This is a genomic window from Pararhodobacter sp., assembly GCF_034676545.1.
Taxonomy (GTDB): domain Bacteria; phylum Pseudomonadota; class Alphaproteobacteria; order Rhodobacterales; family Rhodobacteraceae; genus Pararhodobacter.
In genome coordinates this window covers 999699-1018632 of sequence record NZ_JAUCBZ010000015.1, presented here as the reverse complement: position 1 = coordinate 1018632, position 18934 = coordinate 999699, and the positions used below count along the sequence as shown (strand labels likewise).

The 18934-nt window shown below is 62.0% G+C and carries 15 protein-coding genes; 8 read left to right on the top strand and 7 right to left on the bottom strand.

Features of this window, described 5'->3' with window-relative positions; translation table 11 throughout:
- The first annotated feature begins 1 nt into the window (after position 1).
- The gene (locus VDQ28_RS08415) at positions 2-946 is read left to right on the top strand and encodes a sugar kinase (protein ID WP_323035514.1); all 945 of its coding nucleotides are present in this window, start codon (positions 2-4) and stop codon (positions 944-946) included.
- A gap of 32 nt (positions 947-978) precedes the next feature.
- Here the strand turns inward: VDQ28_RS08415 and VDQ28_RS08410 are convergent, their stop codons facing one another.
- Positions 979-1863, bottom strand: coding sequence for a LysR family transcriptional regulator (locus VDQ28_RS08410; RefSeq protein ID WP_323035513.1), 885 nt, complete (start codon positions 1861-1863; stop codon positions 979-981).
- A 114-nt stretch (positions 1864-1977) separates the two neighbouring features.
- Between VDQ28_RS08410 and VDQ28_RS08405 the strand changes: the two genes are divergently transcribed.
- From VDQ28_RS08405 to VDQ28_RS08380, 6 genes are all read left to right on the top strand, one after another.
- Positions 1978-2928 carry a tripartite tricarboxylate transporter substrate binding protein gene (locus VDQ28_RS08405; protein WP_323035512.1) on the top strand — a complete coding sequence of 317 codons (951 nt, stop codon included), beginning with the start codon at positions 1978-1980 and terminating at the stop codon, positions 2926-2928.
- Positions 2929-3000: 72 nt separating this feature from the next.
- Complete coding sequence (locus tag VDQ28_RS08400) at positions 3001-3465, top strand: tripartite tricarboxylate transporter TctB family protein (RefSeq protein WP_323035511.1); 465 nt, start codon at positions 3001-3003, stop codon at positions 3463-3465.
- Positions 3466-3474: 9 nt separating this feature from the next.
- Entirely contained in the window at positions 3475-5004 is a 1530-nt protein-coding gene (locus VDQ28_RS08395) for a tripartite tricarboxylate transporter permease (RefSeq protein WP_323035510.1), read from the top strand.
- A 27-nt stretch (positions 5005-5031) separates the two neighbouring features.
- On the top strand, positions 5032-6183 hold the full coding sequence (metC, locus tag VDQ28_RS08390) for a cystathionine beta-lyase (RefSeq protein WP_323035509.1): 1152 nt from the start codon (positions 5032-5034) through the stop codon (positions 6181-6183).
- Positions 6184-6250: 67 nt separating this feature from the next.
- Entirely contained in the window at positions 6251-7615 is a 1365-nt protein-coding gene (gene purB, locus VDQ28_RS08385) for an adenylosuccinate lyase (protein WP_323035508.1), read from the top strand.
- Between the two features lie 52 nt (positions 7616-7667).
- Complete coding sequence (locus VDQ28_RS08380) at positions 7668-9038, top strand: MmgE/PrpD family protein (RefSeq protein WP_323035507.1); 1371 nt, start codon at positions 7668-7670, stop codon at positions 9036-9038.
- Between the two features lie 494 nt (positions 9039-9532).
- Here VDQ28_RS08380 and VDQ28_RS08375 read toward each other — a convergent pair whose 3' ends face one another.
- The 6 genes from VDQ28_RS08375 to VDQ28_RS08350 all read right to left on the bottom strand — a co-directional run bounded on the left by VDQ28_RS08375 (position 9533) and on the right by VDQ28_RS08350 (position 17440).
- Positions 9533-10891 carry a phosphomannomutase gene (locus VDQ28_RS08375; RefSeq protein ID WP_323035506.1) on the bottom strand — a complete coding sequence of 453 codons (1359 nt, stop codon included), beginning with the start codon at positions 10889-10891 and terminating at the stop codon, positions 9533-9535.
- A gap of 3 nt (positions 10892-10894) precedes the next feature.
- On the bottom strand, positions 10895-12334 hold the full coding sequence (locus tag VDQ28_RS08370; protein WP_323035505.1) for a mannose-1-phosphate guanylyltransferase/mannose-6-phosphate isomerase: 1440 nt from the start codon (positions 12332-12334) through the stop codon (positions 10895-10897).
- A 410-nt stretch (positions 12335-12744) separates the two neighbouring features.
- On the bottom strand, positions 12745-13407 hold the full coding sequence (locus tag VDQ28_RS08365; protein ID WP_323035504.1) for an NUDIX hydrolase: 663 nt from the start codon (positions 13405-13407) through the stop codon (positions 12745-12747).
- A 118-nt stretch (positions 13408-13525) separates the two neighbouring features.
- Positions 13526-13762: a hypothetical protein gene (locus VDQ28_RS08360; protein ID WP_323035503.1), complete on the bottom strand. Its 237-nt coding sequence runs from the start codon at positions 13760-13762 to the stop codon at positions 13526-13528.
- 107 nt (positions 13763-13869) lie between these two features.
- The gene (locus VDQ28_RS08355) at positions 13870-14082 is read right to left on the bottom strand and encodes a hypothetical protein (protein ID WP_323035502.1); all 213 of its coding nucleotides are present in this window, start codon (positions 14080-14082) and stop codon (positions 13870-13872) included.
- A gap of 421 nt (positions 14083-14503) precedes the next feature.
- On the bottom strand, positions 14504-17440 hold the full coding sequence (locus VDQ28_RS08350) for a tetratricopeptide repeat protein (RefSeq protein ID WP_323035501.1): 2937 nt from the start codon (positions 17438-17440) through the stop codon (positions 14504-14506).
- Positions 17441-17753: 313 nt separating this feature from the next.
- Between VDQ28_RS08350 and VDQ28_RS08345 the strand changes: the two genes are divergently transcribed.
- Positions 17754-18920 carry a nucleotide sugar dehydrogenase gene (locus tag VDQ28_RS08345; protein ID WP_323035500.1) on the top strand — a complete coding sequence of 389 codons (1167 nt, stop codon included), beginning with the start codon at positions 17754-17756 and terminating at the stop codon, positions 18918-18920.
- Positions 18921-18934: the final 14 nt, after the last annotated feature.

Genomic DNA, 18934 nt, shown 5'->3' with positions numbered 1-18934 from the left:
CATGCGCTCTTTTGTTGCGATCGGCGAGGCTATGGCCGAATTCTCTCGGTTTCCAGACGGGACATGGCGTCAAGGATTTGCCGGGGACACCCTGAATGTCGCCTGGGCCCTGCGCGCATTGAGCGCGGCGCAGGACGTGCCGGTGGCCTACCTGACCCGGATCGGCGGCGACCCGTTTTCAGGGGCGTTTGTGGACTTCTTGAAACAAGCCGGTCTTGGCACCGATCTGATCCAGATTGACGGTGACAAGACCATCGGGCTTTACACCATTGAAACCGACGATCAGGGGGAACGGTCGTTCACCTATTGGCGCGGGCAATCCGCGGCGCGGGGGCTGGCGTCGGACCGGGGCGGGCTGTTGCACGGGATCGGCGATGCGTCGCTCGTTTATCTTAGCGGGATCACGCTGGCCATCCTGCCCGATGCCGACCGCGCGACCCTTCTGGACGCTCTTGGCACCCGCGGATCGCGCCCGTTCACGGTGGCGTTCGATCCGAATATCCGGCCGCGCTTGTGGTCCGATGCCGCCGCAATGCGCCACGCGATCAACAGGGCGGCGGCCGTCTCCGACATCGTCCTGCCCACCTTCGACGACGAGGCAATGGCCTTTGGCGACGCGGATCCCGCCGCGACCTTGGCCCGATATCGCGCTCTGGGTATCCCCGAGGTCGTGGTGAAAAACGGCACGAACCCCACGCTTTACGCCAACGCGGACTCGCAGGGCAGTTGCACCGTTGCAGCGCCCGTGCGCGCGGTTGACACCACCGGCGCCGGTGACAGCTTCAACGGCGCCTTTCTCGCGGCTCGCCTTGGCGGGTGCGGCCTTGTGGATGCCATCCACGCCGGACAGGCCGCAGCCCGTGTCGTGGTTGGACAACGAGGCGCATTGGCGCCGATGCACGAACTGGTCGCGGCATGCGCCCCGGAGACGGGAAACACGTTATAGTGGCGTCTTGCACAAAGGCGCGCCAAGCCGGGCTAGGTTTCTGACCCGACGGCACACGAGCCTTTGGCGATGATTGTCTCATAGAGATCATCCAATTCCGGGCTGGTCTTGTTGAACGCGCGATGCAGGTAGTACGAGACCTGCGGCAAGGATGGCAGCCCGAAATGCGAGTCCAGAATGGCAATGTCTGATCGGAACGCGCTTATGGTTCGCGCGGTTATACCCAAACCGGCCTCGATGCCGAAGCGAACCCCGGACGGAGTCCGTGAGGTGAATTTCTCGTAATAGGTCCAGCCATTCAGATCCAGCGCGGTCAGGGCGATGCGCCGAAACATGCTGGGCGCATCGGTCAGCACCAGCGGCAACGGCTCGTTCGGGTCGTATTCCCAGGTTTTCGCCGCAATCCAATGCACGCTCATCAGTTTCGCCCGCTCGCCATCGCGGCTGCCCGAACGCCATGTGCTGAGCGTCAGGTCCAGCAATCCGTCGTCAAGCATCTTCATCAGAACGCCGCTGCGTTCGACGGCCAGAGCGATTCGCACCCGTGGCCACCTTTGGGAAAACGACTTGAGGATGTCCGGCAACAGATCATGCGCGATCTCCATCGGTGCGCCAAGCCTGATCACGCCGGTGTTGTGGCTGCGCCCCGAGGCCGACACGGCCTGATGGCAGAGCGAGACGATCTCATGGCTGTGGTGCAGCAATGTCTTGCCCGCTTCGGTCAATTCGCGCCGCCGCCCCTTGGTTACAAAAAGCGGAAGGCCAAGGATTTGCTCAAGATTTTTCATCTGTTGCGTTACCGCGGGCTGCGTGCGGCCGATCTTCTGCGCCGCAGCACCAAAGCTTCCTTCCTCGTCAATCGCAATCAAGGTGTTCAAGAGCGACAGCGAGAGCGAGAGTTGAGAATTCGGCTTCAAGGGCACCTCCGTTCACATCAGCATCTCTTATGTATTCTGAGAAATTATCGAAGTTACAAATGAGTTGGCAAGCTTTAAGTTCGGCCAATCGGTTTTTGCATATGGGAGTAGAACATGAAGAACCTGGCACTTATTGCAGCACTTGGACTGAGCGGGCTGGTGATGCCTGCTTTTGCGGACGGGTATCCCGTGCGCGATATCGATCTGGTCGTTCCGTTCGAGCCCGGTGGATCTGTCGACACCACCTCGCGGATCCTTGCGGAAGCGGCAAACGCCATTCTTGAGGGTGGCGACATGGTTGTGGTCAACCGCGGCGGCGGCGGCGGTATCGTCGGTCAGACCTCGGTTTCGCTGGCGGCACCCGATGGATACACGATCCTGGCGATGACCAGTTCTGTCGTGACCAACCCGTTGATGAAGGGCGCGACCTATACGATTGATGATTTCCGCCCTGTCGCGCTTTACAACCTCGATCCCGAAGTGATCGCGGTGCCGGCTGGTTCGCCCTTTCAAACGGCGCAAGAATTCATGGAAGCGGCCGCTACCGAGCCGCTCAACATCGTTGTCGCCGGGATCGGCACGTCGCACCACATGTCCGGCCTCGCCATCGAGCGCGTGACGGATGTGACCTTCAACTACATCCCGACCAGCGGCTTTGGCGCGCAGGTTCAGGCGGTTGTCGGTGGTCACGCTGACGCGGCGCTTTGGCCCATGGGCGAAGCGATGGCACAGGCTCAGGCCGGCGGCGTGCGCTTGCTGGCGATTGCCCAGGAAGAGCGCGACCCGAACTTCCCCGACGTTCCGACCTTCCAGGAAGTCGGCATTGACATCCCGCTGTTCGCCACCTTCCGCGGCTGGGCCGTGCCCGCTGGCACCCCTGACGAGATCGTCACCTTCCTGTCCGATCTGATGCGCGAGATCTATGAGAACCCTGCGTATATCGAGCGGATGACAGCGGCGGGCTTTATCCCGACATTCCGGGATGCGGCCGCGTTCCAGGCTCTGATCGCCGAAGATGCGGTGCGGTCAGCGGCCATCATCGAAGAAGCTGGCCTCGGTCAGTAACCCCCCAGCCTGCCCGGTATCACTGCCGGGCAGGCTTTCCCCTTTCACTCAGATCGTTGTGGAGAGAGTCTGATGTCTGAAGGTTCCGGCAATCCAACGTTTCGACCCCATAGCGATGTCTGGGTCGGCGTGTCTTTGATGGCGATAGGCGGATATGGCGCGTGGCTTGCCAGCGGCTTTGATGCCCTGTCGCGCACCTATCCGATCGCTCTGTCGGTGTCGCTGATCGTGCTGGGCGCACTGCTTGTCGCCAAGGGCGCGCGTCAACGACTGGAAACCGTGCCCTTCAAAATCTCGGGCCAAGCGGCGCTTTTTGCCACGCTGACCCTTGCGGCCTGGATCATCGCCCTGACCTCGGGGCTGGGATATTTGCTGCCCACCTTCGTGATGCAACTGGTTTTCCTGCTGCTGTGCGGCGTGAGCGGGTATCGCAAGATCATCCTGATCGCCGCGACGATTACCGCGGTCAGCTATCTCGCCTTCATCGTCGGGTTGGGTGTGCGCCTGCCTGCAACCCTCATGCCCTGGATTTTGTGAGATATCGCTATGGATTTGATCCTGCTCGGATTTGAAACACTGGCCACACCGATGGTCCTGTTCATGTTGGTGCTTGGCCTGTTCGCCGGAATGATCGTCGGTTCGATCCCCGGCATCAATGACAACATCGCCTTTGCCGTTTTCATCCCGTTTTCCTTTGCCATGCCAGCCGAGCAAGCGCTGGCGTTGATGGTCGGCGTCTATTGCGCCGCCGCGACCGGTGGCGCGATCCCGGCCATCGTGATCAAGGTGCCGGGCACGGCGTCATCGCTGCTGACCGCAGTGGATGGCAACGCCATGGCCCGCAAGGGCATGGCCGGGCGCGCGCTGTCGATTGCCATCACCTCGTCGGTGGTGGGCGGTATTGCCAGCTCCATCGTGCTGCTGTTCTTCGCGCCGTCGCTCGCGCAGGTGGCGCTGCGGTTTGGCTATGTCGAAAACTTCGCGCTCGCCATTCTCGGCCTGTCGAGTGTGGTGGGTCTGCTGCGCGGCAACGTCATCAAGGGGGCTGTTGCGGCGATCATCGGTCTTGCCGTCGCCACCATCGGCTTCAGCCCGGTGTCCGGTTTTCCGCGCTACACTTTTGGCAGCGTCAACGTGATCGAGGGCCTGCCCTTTGTGCCCTTGCTGGTCGGCCTGTTCGGGGTCGCGGCGCTGCTGGACCTGATGGTCGATATCTTCCGCGACCGCAAACACAACGTGCCACAGACAAAACTGCCCGAGATCGGCTCATTGCGGATGCCGCGCGCGCTGATGCGTCGCCTGCTGCCGGTCTGGGTCAGTGGCTCGGTGATCGGCAACGTGATCGGCATGCTGCCGGGCGCCGGGATGCTGATGGCGATTTTCCTCGCCTATGACAACGCCGCCCGCCGGTTCCGCCGCCTGTACGAGGGCAAACCGGGCGAACCGGCCTGGGGCGAAGGCGCACCTGAGGGCATCGCGGGCCCGGAATCCGCCAACAACGCCGTCACCGCCAGCTCGATGGTGCCGCTGCTGTCGCTGGGCATCCCCGGGAACTCGACCTCGGCGCTGTTCATCGGCGCGCTGGCGCTGCACGGCATGGTGCCCGGTCCGTTGCTGTTCTCGCAGCATGGCAACATCGCCTGGATGATCATCGTCGCGTTCCTGGCCGCCAATATCCTGATGTGGCCGGTTGCCTTTGCGGTGATCCGGACCGTCTCGAAGCCGATCTTTTCGATCCCGAAAGAGGTTCTGGTCGGCGTGATCGCCCTGCTGTGCTTCATGGGTGCTTACTCGGATGGCGCGAACACGTTCAACATGTGGGTGGCGCTAGTGGCCGGTCTGGCGGCGTTTGCCATGCGGCTGACCAATATCCCGCTGGGGCCGTTCATTCTGGGTCTGGTGCTGGGGCCACAGCTGGAATCCTCGCTGAACAACTCGTTGATCATTTCGCGCGGCAGCTGGTGGGTGTTCCTTGACCCGGTTTCGCACCCGATCAGCGCTGGCATGATCCTGGTATCGGCCCTGTTGTGGATCGTGCCGGTCATCATGAACTTCCTTCCGAAAAAAGCGGCCTGACCCGCTTCCGTCATGGAGACGCATCCGATGAAACGCGAAACCAAACTGATGCATTACGGGCGCACGGCCACCCCCGGCCCGGCCAACCCGCCCGTCATGCGCGCCTCGACCATCCTTCACGACACGGTTGCGTCCTACAAGGGCACCAAGCAACGGCGCGAGACGGATGACGCGGTGCTGTCCTACGGGCGGCGCGGCACGACGACGGCGCATGCCCTGTCGGCGGCGATCTGCGATCTGGAAGGGGCCGAGGCCTGTTTCCTGTTTCCCAGCGGCGTCGCGGCGGTGGCGGGGGCGCTTGCGCCATTTGTCGGGGCCGGAGATCACCTGTTGGTGGTGGATACGATCTTTCCGGCAACCCGCAGCTATTGCGAATCCGTGCTGCGGCGCGCCGGGGTGACGATTGATTATTTCCCGTGGGACACCACCGATCTGAGCGCCTATGCCAAGCCCAACACCAAGGCGGTGATGGTGGAATCCCCCGCCTCGCAAACCTATGAAGTGATGGACCTGCCCGCCCTGTGCCGGGATGCCCATGCGCGCGATCTGGTGGTGATTGCCGACAATACCTATGGGTCCGGCTGGCTCTATCGGCCGCTGGATCTGGGCTGTGATGTGTCGGTGGTGGCGGGCACGAAATATCTGGGCGGTCATGCCGATGTGATGATGGGCGCGGTTGCCGTAAAGGGTGCTGCCGCCGGTCCGTTGCGCAAGCACACCCATCTGACCGGCCAGACGCTGGGCCCTGATGAGGCGTATAACTGCCTGCGCGGCATCCGCACGCTGGGGCTTCGGCTGGAGCGGCACGAGCAGAACGGTCTGGCGCTGGCGCAATGGCTGGCGGCACGCCCCGAGGTGCAATCGGTGGTCCATCCGGGTCTGCCCGGCCATGCCGGTGGCGAGATCTGGAAGCGCGATGCGACGGGCTGCAACGGCCTGTTCAGCGTGTTCTTTGTCGACGGGTTCGACGCCGACGGCTTTGTGGACCGTCTGGTGCTGTTCTCGATCGGCAGTTCCTGGGGCGGATTCGAGAGTCTGGCGATGCCCTCCAACCCCGAGGCGGGGCGCAAATTCCCCAACACCACACGCAGCGGGCCGATGGTTCGGTTCCACGCCGGGCTGGAGCATATCGACGATCTGATCGCCGACATGCAGGCGTCCTTCGCCGCTGCCTCCTGAGATTTTACTTGGCCTGCGACACAACACGCGTCGCGTCGATGACTTTGACAAACAGAAAGAGACACCCATGGGTACGAGCGTTTTTGATTCCATCTTGCTGAAGAATTCCTGGTCAACCGAGGAAATGCGCAACATTTTCAACGACGAAGCCCGCATTCAACGCTGGCTGGATGTCGAGGCCGCGCTGGCGCTGGTGCAGGCCGATCTGGACATGATCCCGGCCAAGGCCGCCAAGGAAATCGCCGCAAAGTCGCGCTATGACGCCATCGACATGGACCTGGTCCTGCATCATCTGGCGATCACCAAGCACCCGCTGGTGCCGGTGGTGCGCGCGCTGGAGCACGCTTGCGAGGGTGATGCGGGCGAATATGTGCATTTTGGCGTGACCACGCAGGATATCATCGACACCGGGCTGGTGTTGCAGATGAAAGACGCCTTTGACATCGTGCGCCGCGATCTGTTGGTGATGGCGGGCTCGTTGCTGCGTCTGAGCACCGAGCACCGCAACACGCCGATGATGGGCCGCACCCTGTCGTTGCAGGCGATCCCGGTCACGTTCGGCTTCAAAACCGCGATCTGGCTGTCGGAAATCGACCGCCATTTGCAGCGGCTTGACGAAATGGAGCCGCGGGTCTTCGTGGGCTCCATCGTTGGCGCGGTTGGTACCAAGGCGTCGTTCGGCCCAAAGGCGCATGCGATGGAAAAGGCGGTCAATGACAAGCTGGGACTGGGCACGCCGAATATCTCGTGGCAGCCGGCGCGCGACCGGATGTACGAATATGGCGCGGTCATGGGCGGCATCAACGCAACGCTGAACAAGATCGGCAACCAGTTGTTGCTGTTGGCCCACAATGAATTCGACGAGATCGCCGAACCCTTTGGCGAGGGTCAGGTCGGCTCCTCGACCATGCCGCACAAGCGCAACCCGGCGGTCACGGAAAACTCGGTCACGGTCAGCAACACGCTGAAATCCAACATCAACATGTTGTCGGACATCACCAAGCACGAGCACGAGCGTGACGGCGCGATCTGGAAGATGGAATGGAAGATCCTTCCGGAAATCTGCCTGATGCTGTCGGTGGTTCTGGCCAACCTGAACTTTGTTCTGGCGGGGCTGGAGGTGAAAAAGGCCAGCATGTTGCGCAACCTCGAACTGCTCAAGGGCTACGCGCTGGCCGAGCGGATCATGTTCGCGCTGGCTGACAAGCTGGGCAAGCAGACCGCGCACGAGGAAGTGTATCACGCGGCGATGAAGGGCATCGAGGCGGGGATCACCTTCAAGGAAGCGCTGGCCGCCAACAAGGCCATTCGCGGCGCGTTGAGCGATTCCGAGCTTGATACGTTGCTGGACCCGACGACTTATGTTGGCGAATCCCCGGCTATCGTGGATCAGGTGCTTGCCAATATCAAAGCCGGCGGGCGGATCGCTTAACGCATCCCCGCCGCGCCCGAACCACTCTGTGTTGTTGCTGGAAGGAAGACCCATGACCCATTCTGCCACGCTGGCGTCGTTTGTCATTGCACTCGATTTCGATGCGATTCCCTCCAGCACCATCACGCGGGCCAAGCAACTGATGATCGACACGCTGGGTGTCGGTCTGTCCGGCACAAGGCATCCGAATTTCGAGATCGCCCTGGCCGGGATCAGGGCGATTCCCGGCAGCAGCGGCGCGCAGCCGGTTCTGGGACGCGCCGAGACACTGGCAGCACCCTATGCGGCGCTGGCCAACGGGGTCGCCTGTCATGTGCTTGATTTCGACGATACGCATACCGCCTCGATCGTGCATGGCAGCGCGATCCTGACGCCGCTGGTTCTGGCGCTGGGGCCCGAGGTTGCGGCCTCGGGGCGCGATATCCTGACGGCCTTTGTCGCGGGCTGGGAGGTGGCGGCGCGGGTCGGCATCGCCTCGGGCAACAGTTTCCACAACCGCGGCTTTCACTCCACGGCGATTGCCGGCATTTTCGGCGCGACGGCTGCGGCGGGCAAACTGTTGGGCCTGAGCCCCGCGCAGATGCAACATGCCTTTGGCCTGTGCGGCAGTCAGGCAGCCGGGGTGACCGAATTTCTGGTCAACTCGTCATCATCCAAAGGCTATCACGTCGGTTGGGCCGCGCAAAACGCGATCATCACCGCGCATTTGGCCAAGGCGGGTGCAACCGGACCGGCCACGATTTTCGAGGGCCGCAACGGCGTGTTCAACACGCACGGCCTGCCGGACCTGTCCGACCCATCCCTGACGGTTGCCGATCTTGGAACCCGGTGGGAAACGGAAAACGTGTCGATCAAACCCTATCCGTGCTGCCACTTTGCACACGGGGCCGTGGATTGCGCCATCGCGCTGCGCGAGGAAGGCATCAAGGCGGCGGATGTGCAGAACATCCACGCGATCATTGACGAGGTGGCGGCGGGCTTTGTCTGCGATCCCATCGAGTCGAAATTCGCGCCCACCAATGCCTACGGCGCAAAATTCAGCCTGCCCTATCTGGTCGCTTGCGGCCTGATCGACGGCCAGATTGATCAGGCCTCCTTCACGGCCGATCAGATTCGCCGCGACGATCTGCTGTCGCTGGCGCGCAAGACAAGTTACGAGAATGCCGAAAAGGGAACTACCGGGTTTCCCAAGTATTTCCCCGGGCATCTGCGGGTCACGCTGACTGACGGTCGCCTGATCGACAAACGCGTGGCGATCAACCGCGGAAACCCCGACGCGCCCTTGTCCGACGACGCGATTGCCCACAAATTCAAGCGCTGTGTGGAAGGTATCCTGACAGATCCTCAGGCTGATGCGTTGATCGGGGCCGTGTTGGCGCTGGATACGCCAGAGGGTGTTCACAACCTCATGCGTGCGCTTTGAACCACCCCGGCGTTGTCGGCGACCATCAACATTGACCTGCTCTGCCGCGAGTCCTCGCTTGTGAGTTGACCCTGTTCAGGGTTTGGTCTTTTGTTGACCGGTTCGTATATTCCCGGGGTGTCAGGCCAGCGCGGCATGTTTGCGGGCGGTGATGCTTGACGTCGTCGCGCCATGTCGCCAAAGCGCAGGCCCGCCGCTGCCGGTATCGCCCTTGCAAGGAACAGACCAACCCCAAATCGCGGACGTTTGAGGGGAGCAGGTCAACGCCATCATGCGTAACAATCAAGCCATCGGAAGGCGCACAATGATCAAACTCGATCATCGGCAACACCACCGGCATGCGCGATCAGGTCAGTCGGCTTGCTGAGACGATCCAGCGTCCGCACTCTATGAGACTCAGGTCGGATGACCGCAAGGGCAACGGGACTTGCATGGGTTTCTGGCGCTGTCATCGAGGCGCATGAACGAGCAGCCTTGAAGGTCGGCGCGAGCCTTCAGGACGTTAGGAGTGCGCTGATCTTATTGATATGCCCCTCGAGCGCTCCCCCCCGGCTTTCCATATTCAGCCGCACCACAGGTTCGGTGTTGGAGCTGCGCAGGTTGAACCGCCAACCGCCCATATCGAGGCTGATCCCATCGGTTTCATCAAGGCTGTGCGCATCGGGTTCATAGTGCGCGCGAACGCGGGCGATGGCGGATCTGGGGTCGGGCAGTGTAAAATTGATCTCGCCCGATGACGGAAACGCCGCCCGGCGTTCCGCGATCAACGCCGCCAGTGATCCCTTGCGGCTGATCAATTCCGCCATCACCAGCCACGGCACCATACCGCTGTCACAATGCACAAAGTCGCGGAAATAGTGATGTGCCGACATCTCGCCGCCGTAGACCGCGCCGTGATCACGCATGGATTGTTTGATAAAGGCGTGGCCGGTGCGGGCCTGAACGGCAACGCCGCCCGCGCGGGCCACGACGTCTTGTGTGTTCCAGATCACGCGCGGGTCATGGATGATTTTGGCGCCGGGTTCTTTGGCCAAAAACACCTCGGCCAGCAGGCCGACGATATACTCGCCGTCAACAAAGCCGCCGTGCTCATCAAAGAAGAAACACCGGTCAAAGTCGCCATCCCAGGCGACGCCCATATCCGCGCCCTCGGCCAGCACGCGGGCCACGGTGGGTGGGCGGTTTTCGGGCAGCAGCGGGTTGGGGATGCCGTGTGGGAATGTCCCGTCTGGCTGGTGGTGCATGCGCTTGAACACCAGCGGTGCGCCCTTGGTCTCAAGGGCCTCAGCGATGGCGTCAAAGGTCGGACCCGCCGCACCATTGCCTGCGTTCACGACGATGGTCAGGGGTTTGAGCGCCGACATATCGACAAACGACAACACCTGCTCGACATAGGCGGCGCGGGCCTGATCCGCGATGTCAGTAACGATGCCACCGGGTTTGGCCGGGCCAAAATCATCCGCCTCGGCCAGCGCCTTGATGGACGCCAGGCCGGTCGCCGCGTCCAGGGGCGCAGAGCCCGCCCGCACCATTTTCAAGCCGTTGTAATCCATCGGATTATGCGAGGCGGTCACGCAAATCCCGCCGTCCGCCGCAAACTGCGTCGTGGCGAAATACATCTCTTCGGTGCCCGACAGCCCAAGATCAAGAACCTCGCAGCCCTCATCCACCAGCGCCTGCGCCACGGCGGCGGCCAGCGCCTGCGAGGTCGCACGAATGTCGCGCCCCAACACCACCCGCCGTGCGTTCAGCGCCCGCGCAAAACCGCGCCCGATGCGATAGGCAATCGCCTCGTTCAGCTCTTCGCCCAAGCGGCCGCGAATGTCATAGGTCTTGAAACAGGTGAGTGTCACGGGTCAGCCCTTGGCCCCCTGCCCGCGCGCATAGACATCCTCGTAGCGGATGATGTCATCTTCGCCCAGATAACTGCCGGTCTGCACCTCGATCAGCACCATCGGCAGTTTGCCGGGGTTTTCCATGCGGTGCACGGCCCCCAGCGGAATATAGACCGACTGGTTTTCCGTCACCAGTTTGACCTGATCGTCAATGGTCACCTTGGCCGTGCCTTGAACGACGATCCAATGTTCTGCGCGGTGATGGTGGCTTTGCAGGCTCAGAGCTGCGCCCGGATGCACAATGATGCGCTTGACCTGAAACCGGTTGCCGACCGCGAGGCTTTCGAACCAACCCCAGGGCCGATGATCGCGCGGAAAGGTTTCGGCCTGTATGGCCCCCTTGGCCTTGAGGGCCACGACGGCTTTCTTGACGTCCTGTGCGCGGTCTTTATGAGCAACCAGCACCGCGTCGCTCATGGCCACAACAACGATATTCTCAAGCCCGATGCCGACAACCTCCAGCCCGCTGGTCTCGGAGCGCAGCAGCGTATCCTTGCAATCAATGGCTGTGGCCAACTCGCTGGTGACGACGCCGTTTCCATCAGGGTTGGACTCACGCCAGATTGCCTCCCAACCGCCGAGGTCGGACCAAACGCCACCGTAGGGGACAACGCTGATATTGGGCGCTTTTTCCATGACGGCATAGTCAATCGAGATGTTTTCCAGCGTTGCCCAAGGCTCAGTTGCGAGGCGTGTAAAGCCTAGATCTTGCGCGGCTTGGTCAACGGCGGCGCGGGTTTGCGCCAATATGGCAGGCTGATATTTCTCGAAAGCTGCGATGAGTGTCTTGACCGAGACCAGGAATATCCCCGCATTCCACAAATGGTGTCCGCCCGCCAGCATCGCTTGCGCGGTGGCAAGATCAGGCTTTTCAACAAATCGGGCCAAGGGCTGCGGAATGGGTGCAAAATCCGCGCCCGGTGTTTGCGACATCTCAAGCCAGCCAAAGCCGGTTTCGGCGCGGTCAGGGCGGATGCCAAACGTAACGATATCGCCGTCCCGGGCGGTTGATGCGGCCGCCTGAATGGTCTGCCGAAACCGCGACGCATCGGGGATGACATGATCCGAAGGAGCCGCCAGCATCAGCGCCTCGGGGTCGGTCTTCGCGATCACCAAAGCGGCCGCCAAAATTGCGGGCGCGGTGTTCCGGGCCGAGGGCTCAATCAAAATTGCCGGCACCTTGCCAATCTCGGCGAGTTGCTCGGTGACGATAAAGCGAAAGTCGGACCCGGTGACAATCACCGGCGGCGCAAAACCTTCTCCGGTCAAGGTGTTGGTTGACGCCTGAAACAGGCTGCTTTCGCCCAGCAACGAAGAAAACTGCTTCGGGAACGATTTGCGCGACAAGGGCCAAAGCCGCGTGCCGGACCCGCCGCATAAAAGTACCGGGTGAATTTGCATCTGCAATCCTAATAGGTGGTTAATTTGTGCTAAATACCATCCGCATGTAAACCACATGCGCCGATTGTCAGCAAGCATTCGCGGCGGGGCGGGCTTTGTTCGCGGCCCTGAGCAAGGGTGCAAAGGTATCCTGACCCTCGAAACGGGCGTCTTCGCAAAACCGGTGCGGTTCACGCGTTACGGTGCTGCGTTTCTGATAATCCAGTAGGCCGTTGATCTGCCGATGCCGCGGTGTCCGGCATTTCGCGACACGGACTTTCCAGCGCATAGACCGCTTCCAACAGCGCCTTGAGTGCCATCAAGCCGGATGGGGGGCGCGTGTCATGGGCGCGCAAATATATCTTCGGTCCGGGGCATGCGTGCCGCGCACGCAACCGTTTCAGGCGCGTACCCGTGGCGGCTGGGGCCGTTCAATCCGAGATCAACCGAAACAAGGCCGCCGGGCGATGGCGGCCACCGGTGGATTTCTCGCCAGTGTCTTCGATGGACCAGGCATTGGTCAGCCATTTTCTGAAATTGCGCTTGTCCATGGCCTCGCCGCGCAGGATTTCAAACACCTCCTGCGCTTGCGACAGGGTGAATTTCGCGGGCAGGAAATCAAAGGCGACCAAGGCGCGATCCTGGATTGACGGGGTCACGTCGCTGGCCAGTCGCGCCCGCCCGTCGGCCACGATCTGCGCATGATCGAACGCCAGCGGCGGCAGCGCGTCGACCGGGAACCAGCGCGCGTCTTGCGCATCGCTTCCACCCCTGGCGATCAGATCATCCGAGGGCACGAGGGCGATGAAGGCAATCGTGATCACCCGGCCACGCGGATCCCGCTCGGGGGCACCATAGGCGCCAAGCTGCCGGATCGGGATGCCGGTGAGGCCGGTCTCTTCCTCAAGCTCGCGCAGGGCGCCGGTGTGCAGATCTTCGTCCATCTGGACAAACCCGCCCGGGATGGCAAAGGCGGCCTTGAACGGGTCGTATTTTCTTTCGATGAGAAGCACTTCGAGCACGCCATCGCGAATCGAGAACACGAGGATATCGGTCGTCACGCTTGGCCGGGGGAAGTCGTATGTATAGGTCATGGCGCCTGTCTTTGTGCCTGAACGCAGGAATATCTTATCCGCTTTTTCCGTGACAACACAAGATGTTGAACAAAGACTGGCGGCGCCACCCAAGGGAGAGGCGCCGCCAGGAAAGGTCTCAATAGCACTGCCAGACGGTGATCCAGTTGCCCCAGTAGTCGTAAACCGTGGCCCATTCGCAGTAATAGGCGACGTCTTCGATCTGGGCGGTTGCATCGGCAACCGGCGTTGCGGCCACAATGGCAATGGGGTGGTTCGCTGGGTTGGCGGGGGCTGTGATATCGGCGGTCGGCGCGGCCTGAACACCCAGAGACGCGAGGGAGAGGGCGGCGGCGGTGAGAGCAATCTTGAACATGGCGTTTCCTGTCTGTCTGACTGTGAGGGTTTCAAAGGGGGGATGATCGGGTTTTGGGTCTGGGCGGTGCCGTCCGAGGGAGGGCGACGGCACCGCCCGGTCTGGCGTCAGTAGCACTGCCAGACGGTGATCCAGTTGCCCCAGTAGTCGTAAACCGTGGCCCATTCGCAGTAATAGGCGACGTCTTCGAACTGGGCGGTTTCCTGGGCAACCGGCGTTACGGCTGTGGTGTTCTGGGGCAGGTCGAACGGGATTGGGGTTGCGTGCGAAAGTCCTGCGATCAGGGTGAAGGCGGCGGCGGTGAGCGTGATCTTGAACATTTTCTATCTCCGGGGTTTGGGGTTGAGGGGTTGAGGGGTTGAGGGGTTGAGGGGTTGTTTTGTCTTTCTATAGTGTAGTTGTGACACTATCTGTTAGTGTTGTAAAGACACTTTTTGGGTCGCCAGACAAAAATCAAGCAACACATTGTTTTACAACCGTTTATCTTTCCGGCTTTTCGCGCTGATCCCAAGAAGTGAGGCGGCAACGACAGACTCACCTCGACCGAAACGCGGCTGACGGGGCGAATCGGGACGAATCGGGACGCTTGAGAGGTGCGGCAATGCGGGTGCAAGCGCTCTGACCGCCGCGCACAGCGTCAGGGCGCGCCGCGACAAGACCCCGCGGGCTTGGCACCAAAGCCGGGCGTGGGGGCCGCAAAGTCAGGATCGGGCGGCCGCGCCCGCAGCGCAGGCCCTGCGGTCACTCGCCGCCAACCTCGCGTTCGGCGCGCAGGCCGGCCAGCAGGTCGCGCAGGATCTCGGGCCAGCGGGTCTGTTCCGGGCCAAGCGCGCCTTGCCGTTCCAGCCGCGTCACGATGTCAAGCGCCTCGCGCACTGCATCCATTGCGACGGCGGGGGCCTCGACCTGGGACAGGTTATAAAGGCTTGAGGCAAGATCAGTTGCCGCCGTCGGCGCGTCCGGGGCCGAAGCCGCGAGCGCCCGCCGGATTTCCAACGCTTCCCGGTAGGCCGCGCGCGCTGGCGCGACCTCGCCGGCGCGCAGGGCCAGGCTGCCGATCCCATCGAGGCTGCGCGCCAGATCCTGCTGCCAAAGCGTGTTGGTCGGGTCGATGGCAACCAGCCGCCGCGCCGTCGCCCGCGCCTCGCGAAAGGCCGCCAGCGCGGGGTCATGGTCCTCGGCCAGCCCGTGCAGACGGCCGATCTTGTTCAGGCCCAGGGTCAGGTCGCGCTGCCATTGCGTGTTGTCGGGAGTGATCTGCAAAAGCGCGCGGATGATCTCCAGCGCCTCCTCAAACGCCGCAAGCGCGTCCTCCGCATCCCCGGAGCGCATGTGCAGATCGCCAATCCGGTTCAGGCTGAACGCCACATCATGCTGCCAAAGCGTGTTGCGCGGGGCGATGGTCACGAGGCGGCGGACAATCTGCAATCCTTCGGCATAGGCCGCCAGTGCCGCGTCACCCTCGTCGGCCATGAAGTGCAGATCGCCAATCTTGTTCAGGCTGACGGCAATGCCACGCTGCCAATCGGTGTTGCCGGGGTCTGTCGCCACAAGACCGCGCGCGATGTGCAACCCTTCGCCATAGGCTGCAAGCGCCGCCTCGACCTCGCCGGTCACGCGGTGCAGATCACCGATCCGGTCGAGGCCAAGCGCGACATCGCGCTGCCACTGGGTATCGCCCGGATCGGTCGCCAGAAGTTGGCGGCGGATCTCCATCCCTTCGCGGTAGGCCGTACCCGCGGCCGCCATGTCCCCTGTTTGCAGGCGCAGATCGCCCACCCTTTCGAGGCTGGTCGCAATGTCACGCCGCCATTCGGTGTTGCCGGGGTCCGTTGCCGACAGCTGGCGGGCAATTGCCAGCGCATCGCTGTAGGCCGCGAGCGTGGCGTCCAGATCGCCCGCCCGTCGGTACAGGTCGCCGATCTTGCTCAGGCTGATCGCGACATCGCGTTGCCACAGGGTATTGTCAGGGTCCCCCGCAACCAGGCGGCGGGTGATCTCCAGACTTTGCTGATATGCCAGCAGCGCGGCCTCTGCATCTGCGGCGCGCAAGTGAACATCGCCGACCCGGTTCAGGCTGACCGCCACGTCGCGCTGCCACAGGGTGTTGCCGGGATCCCGGGCGGCAAGACGGCGGGTGATCTCCAGCGCTTCCAGATAGGTGCTCAGCGCTGCGTCGATCTGGCCCGCCCGCAGCTGCAAATCGCCGATATTGTTCAGGCTCACCGAGAGATCACGCTGCGCCTGCGCATTGGCCGGATCCATCGCGGCAAGGCGGCGTCGCGTGGTCAAGGCATCGGTATACGCCCCGGATGCGGCCTCGATCGCCCCGGTGCGCAGATGCAGGCTGCCGATCCGCTCGAGGCTGATCGACAGATCGCGCTGGCGTCCGGGGTTGCCAGGGTCGGCGGCTGAAAGGCGGCGGCGAATGTCCAACGCTTGCGTGAAGGCCTCCAGGGCGGCGGCCCCGTCGCCGGCTTGCAGGCGCAAATCACCGATCCGCTCAAGGGCGACCGAGAGATCGCGCTGCCATTGGCTGTTGCCCGGGTCGGTGGCCAGCAGACCGAGAAGCAGATCCTGGGCCCGTTCCGCCGAGGTCAGGGCCTGTTCGCGCGCCCCGGATCCGGCATAGACCTCGGCGAACTCGACGCGCATGGCCGCCTCGATGCGGCGCAGTTCGGGGTTGTCAGGATCGGTGGCGAGCAGCCGCATCACCGCGGTTTCGGCGCGCGACAGGATGGCATTGAGGCTTTCCAGCCGCAGCCCCTGCGCATCTTGCAGCCCCTGCGCAATGTCGAACACCAGGGCGTTGATCGCGTTCGAGGCGGTGTCGAAATTGCGCTCTGCGCGGTCCCGCTCCGCCTGTGCACGGCGCGCGCTTTCCTCGGCCAACTGGCGCTGTGTCTCGGCGTCGTCGCGGGCCGTGTGGGCGATCTGCGTCTGCTCCTGGGCCAGTCGTTCATTCTCGAGGGCGGCGTTGCGCTGGATCCAGGCAAAACCGGCAAGCAGGCCAACCACACCCAAGGCCGCCAGAGCGCCAACCACCGTGCGCCGCTGACGCCGCGACTGGGTGCGGCGGCTTTCGATGATAAAGACCCGTTGCAATTCGGTCGGCTCGGGCGCGTTTGCCGGCCGCGACAAAAGCCATTTCTCGGCGGCCTCAAGATCCCGGCCACGCAACGGTTGCGCCCCGAACCGCAGGGTTTTCTGCCAACGCCCGGCAAGCTCGGCCAGGCGCGTGTGCTCCCTGATCCAGTCGATATCCAGATTGATCGCATAGCGGATCTTGCCCAGACCCTGCGCAAAATCCTCGGCGTCGGTCAGAAAGATATAGTTCAGCTTGGCGGCGACGGCAGGCACGTCGCGGCGCAGATCGGCAACAGCGTCGATCACCACCGGAATGATCCGCTTGTTGAGCGACGCGGCCAGCTCCAGTTCCCAGTTGCAAAGCTCCGAGCGGACCGAGGAGGGCGAAATCGCAAACAGGATCGTGTCGCTTTCGCGGATCAGCTTCTCAAGCCGGGGCTGCCATTCCTCGGTCGGCAAGATATCATGGATGTCGCGGAACACCGTCAGATCATCGTGCGACGACAACGCCTCATGCAGCCGCGCGATACGGTCATCATCGTGCCGAGAATAGGAAATGAACAGCTTGGTGATCGTCGCCTGCGTGTTCATCGGCTCATCTCACGCACCATGTGCCCCGCTTGTTAATTTCCGCCGAGAAGCAACCAGGCTCTCCATCAAGACGTGATCCACTTTTGAGTATGGATTTTCGGTTAGTTGTGGGTCAAGGGCAGGTTTCACCCCTTCTTTTTCCGTCGGCTGCGGCGTCACACTCGCCATGACGCCACAAATCGCCGCGTGAGTTCTACGCTCGCGCCCCATCAATCGGAGAGGGCGAATCAGCCGCCATTCTGGCTTGTATCCTTGGCTCAAAGATGGAAATCATCGAGCATCTTTTTGCCGATAGAAACGTGCGGATTCCTTTATGAAGATTGCAGTTGTGGGTCTTGGATACGTTGGTCTTTCGAACGCTATCCTTCTTGCCCAGAACAGTGAAGTCGTCACGACCGATATCGACCCCGTGCGGGTTGACGCGGTCAACGCCAGGATTTCGCATCTTGATGACGCAGAATGCAGCGAGTATCTGGCAACGAAATCACTGAATTTGCGCGCCACGCTCGATGCCAACGACGCCTTTCTCGGCGCCGATTTTGTTGTGATTGCGACGCCGACCAATTACGATTCCGAGACCAGCGCCTTTGATACGTCCAGCGTCGAGGCGGTCATCGACAGGGTGCTCGACGCGGCGCCAGATGCCGTGATTGTGGTCAAATCCACGGTGCCGGTCGGCTTCATCCAGCGGGTCCGCGAAAAGACGGGTCACGACAACATCTTGTTTTCCCCTGAATTTTTGCGAGAAGGCAAGGCGCTCTATGACAACCTGCACCCCTCACGGATTGTCGTCGGTGAACGCAGCGAGCGTGCGCGGATCTTCGCAGAGTTGCTGCGCGATGGGGCGATCATCAAGACCTGCCCGATCCTGTTCACGGACCCCACCGAAGCCGAAGCGATCAAGTTGTTCGCCAACAGTTACCTTGCACTTCGCGTAGCCTATTTCAACGAACTCGACAGCTATGCAATGGCGCATCACCTTGATACGCGGCAAATCATCACCGGCGTTGGTCTCGACCCCCGGATCGGCAACCATTACAACAACCCGTCGTTCGGCTATGGCGGCTATTGCCTGCCCAAGGACACCAAACAACTGCTGGCGAATTATCAGAACGTGCCGCAGAATCTCATCAAGGCCGTTGTCACCGCGAACCAAACCCGCAAGGATTTCATCGCGGACACCATTATAGCCAGAAATCCGAAGGTGGTTGGCATTTACCGTCTGACGATGAAAGAAGGCTCTGACAATTTTCGCCAAAGCGCAGTGCAAGGCATCATGAAGCGGATCAAAGCCAAGGGCGTTGAGGTGATCGTCTTCGAACCTGCGCTCGAAGGCGATTTGTTCTTCAATTCGCGGGTGATCCGCGATCTTGATGCGTTCAAGGCCGAGGCTGATGTCATTGTCGCCAACCGTCGCACACCGGCCCTGTCAGATGTGATGGACAAGGTTTTCTCTCGCGACCTGTTTGGCATCGACTGACCGCCGGGAAGTCT

Excerpts from the sequence above, each read along its gene's own strand:
- VDQ28_RS08415 (WP_323035514.1), top strand. The coding sequence starts at position 2 with ATGCGCTCTTTTGTTGCGATCGGCGAGGCTATGGCCGAATTCTCTCGG.
- VDQ28_RS08405 (WP_323035512.1), top strand. The coding sequence starts at position 1,978 with ATGAAGAACCTGGCACTTATTGCAGCACTTGGACTGAGCGGGCTGGTG.
- purB (WP_323035508.1), top strand. The coding sequence starts at position 6,251 with ATGGGTACGAGCGTTTTTGATTCCATCTTGCTGAAGAATTCCTGGTCA.
- VDQ28_RS08365 (WP_323035504.1), bottom strand. The coding sequence starts at position 13,407 with ATGACCTATACATACGACTTCCCCCGGCCAAGCGTGACGACCGATATC.
- VDQ28_RS08355 (WP_323035502.1), bottom strand. The coding sequence starts at position 14,082 with ATGTTCAAGATCACGCTCACCGCCGCCGCCTTCACCCTGATCGCAGGA.
- VDQ28_RS08360 (WP_323035503.1), bottom strand. The coding sequence starts at position 13,762 with ATGTTCAAGATTGCTCTCACCGCCGCCGCCCTCTCCCTCGCGTCTCTG.
- VDQ28_RS08400 (WP_323035511.1), top strand. The coding sequence starts at position 3,001 with ATGTCTGAAGGTTCCGGCAATCCAACGTTTCGACCCCATAGCGATGTC.
- VDQ28_RS08370 (WP_323035505.1), bottom strand. The coding sequence starts at position 12,334 with ATGCAAATTCACCCGGTACTTTTATGCGGCGGGTCCGGCACGCGGCTT.
- VDQ28_RS08395 (WP_323035510.1), top strand. The coding sequence starts at position 3,475 with ATGGATTTGATCCTGCTCGGATTTGAAACACTGGCCACACCGATGGTC.
- VDQ28_RS08345 (WP_323035500.1), top strand. The coding sequence starts at position 17,754 with ATGAAGATTGCAGTTGTGGGTCTTGGATACGTTGGTCTTTCGAACGCT.
- metC (WP_323035509.1), top strand. The coding sequence starts at position 5,032 with ATGAAACGCGAAACCAAACTGATGCATTACGGGCGCACGGCCACCCCC.
- VDQ28_RS08380 (WP_323035507.1), top strand. The coding sequence starts at position 7,668 with ATGACCCATTCTGCCACGCTGGCGTCGTTTGTCATTGCACTCGATTTC.
- VDQ28_RS08350 (WP_323035501.1), bottom strand. The coding sequence starts at position 17,440 with ATGAACACGCAGGCGACGATCACCAAGCTGTTCATTTCCTATTCTCGG.